At 66.9% G+C, this 1,741-nt stretch carries 2 protein-coding genes and 1 pseudogene; 1 reads left to right on the top strand and 2 read right to left on the bottom strand.

Translation table 11 applies throughout. The features are described from left to right. A pseudogene (locus KAK09_RS18510) lies at positions 1–111 on the top strand (succinate--CoA ligase subunit alpha); the annotation flags it as partial. A gap of 323 nt (positions 112–434) precedes the next feature. Here KAK09_RS18510 and KAK09_RS18505 read toward each other — a convergent pair. Together KAK09_RS18505 and fdhD are read right to left on the bottom strand one after the other, a co-directional pair. Further along, positions 435–659 (bottom strand): formate dehydrogenase subunit delta, encoded by a 225-nt coding sequence (locus tag KAK09_RS18505; protein ID WP_210880395.1) that lies wholly within the window; start codon positions 657–659, stop codon positions 435–437. Continuing rightward, positions 649–1,470, bottom strand: coding sequence for a formate dehydrogenase accessory sulfurtransferase FdhD (gene fdhD / locus KAK09_RS18500; RefSeq protein WP_210880394.1), 822 nt, complete (start codon positions 1,468–1,470; stop codon positions 649–651). Before fdhD ends, KAK09_RS18505 begins: the two co-directional genes overlap by 11 nt. Positions 1,471–1,741 lie beyond the last annotated feature (271 nt).

Below are 1,741 nucleotides of genomic sequence, written 5' to 3'. Positions count from 1 at the left end.
GGCGGCAAGGGTGGCGCCGAGGACAAGATCGAGGCGATGCAATCCGCCGGCATCACCGTCGCCGAAAGCCCCGCCAGCCTCGGCGAGGCCGTGCTCAAGGCCATCGGCTGATCAAGGGCAAGAGGGGGGCAGACGGGGCGCTGACTTTTGCGGTATCGGGCATGATGCCGCAACCGCAGCAGCGCCCCGATGGTCCTCGCCGCATACCTGTCCAAGCAGTTGCTCGCGCCATATGGCCTCGGCGTTCCGGATGGGCGGCGGGTGCGATCCCCGGACGAGTCGTAGCAGCCGCTCGAACGGCTCGGATACCATTGGCGCGTTGTTTTCCTGCCAGAGCATGTGTTCGGCGGGCGACCTGCCCCGGTTCTCCCTCGCCTCGCAGTCTGCCGTGTCCATGACGACATATCATGCAAGGGCGCCTTTCCAGCCCGAGATCAGATGCGTTCGCGCGCCTCTGCGATCCGCGCCGCCGCCGCGGTTACCAGATCATCGAGCCCCTCGCCCCCGGCGCTGACATGGGCATGCAACTGCGCCAGCATCCGTGGCTCCCAGTAATCGGTCAGATGCAGGGCGACGCGAACGGCCTGATCGGTGCCGGGCTGGGTCTTGAAGAAGGTGGCGATCTGGTTGGCCATATGGACCATTTTCTCAGGCGACATCGGGAACCTCATGGGGGATGCGTTGGGGATGGGAATAAAGATCGAATCCGCCGCCGCGCGCGAATGCGGCAAGGGTGATGCCCGCGTCCTCGGCCAGCCGCAACGCATGGGCGGTGGGGGCGGAGACGGCGATCAACAGGCCGCAACCCGCCATGGCGCATTTCTGCACCAGTTCGACGGAAAGGCGGCTGGTCATCACCATGGCGCCGTCCGCCGGATCAATGCCCGCCCGCCAGAGCGCGCCGATGAGTTTGTCGAGCGCATTGTGCCGCCCCACATCCTCGCGCGCCATCACCACGCCAGCGCCGGGAAGGATAAAACCGGCGGCATGGGTGGCGTGGGTCAGATCATGCAGCGGCTGCTGCGCGGTAAGCGCCTCGGTGGCGCGGGCAATCTCTCGCGCGGCAAAGACCGGCGCGGCATGGGCCACGCGCGGCACCGGGCGCACCGCCTGTTCCAGACTGTCGATGCCGCACAGGCCACAGCCCACCGGTCCCGCCATGAACCGCCGCCGCGCCGCAAGCGCGTCTTGCCGGTCGCCACTAAGCCAGAACCGCGCCTCGATCCCCTGAGCGTGCTCGGCAATCTCGAAACCCTCGATTTGCGCCGGATCGGTCACGATCCCCTCGGTCAGGGCAAAGCCATGGGCAAAATCGGCGACATCCGATGGCGTGGCCATCATCACCGCCTGCGTCGTGCCGTCAAAGACAAAGGCCACCGGCACCTCATCGGGCAGGGCGCGCGAGATGCGGCGCACCCCCTCGCCCTGCACCGAGAGGCCCGGACGGCTCCGGGAGGGAGAAAACCCCATCGCCGTCACTCTGCCGCGGGCAGGATGCGCCGCGCCTGTGCGGCCTGTGCGGCATACTCCTCCTGCCAGTCCGTCGGCCCGTTCGACAGGCTGATCTGCACCGCCGTCACCTTGTATTCCGGGCAATTGGTGGCCCAGTCGGAAGTAAGCGGTCGCTGGCCCTCACCTTTTGTTCGATTGTCTGACCTGCGATGCCGTGTCCGATGGAGATCGGTGCAGGAGTTTCGCGATGGCGACTACGGTGGAGTTTCTCAGGGGCTACGGGGTGGAC

Source organism: Roseovarius autotrophicus (genome assembly GCF_018069895.1).
In the GTDB taxonomy this organism is placed as follows: Bacteria; Pseudomonadota; Alphaproteobacteria; order Rhodobacterales; family Rhodobacteraceae; genus Roseovarius; species Roseovarius autotrophicus.
This window is presented reverse-complemented; position numbering and strand designations above follow the sequence as displayed.

Bases quoted from the DNA above. Each gene is read 5' to 3' on its own strand.
- KAK09_RS18505 (WP_210880395.1), bottom strand. From the start codon at position 659: ATGTCGCCTGAGAAAATGGTCCATATGGCCAACCAGATCGCCACCTTC.
- fdhD (WP_210880394.1), bottom strand. From the start codon at position 1,470: ATGGGGTTTTCTCCCTCCCGGAGCCGTCCGGGCCTCTCGGTGCAGGGC.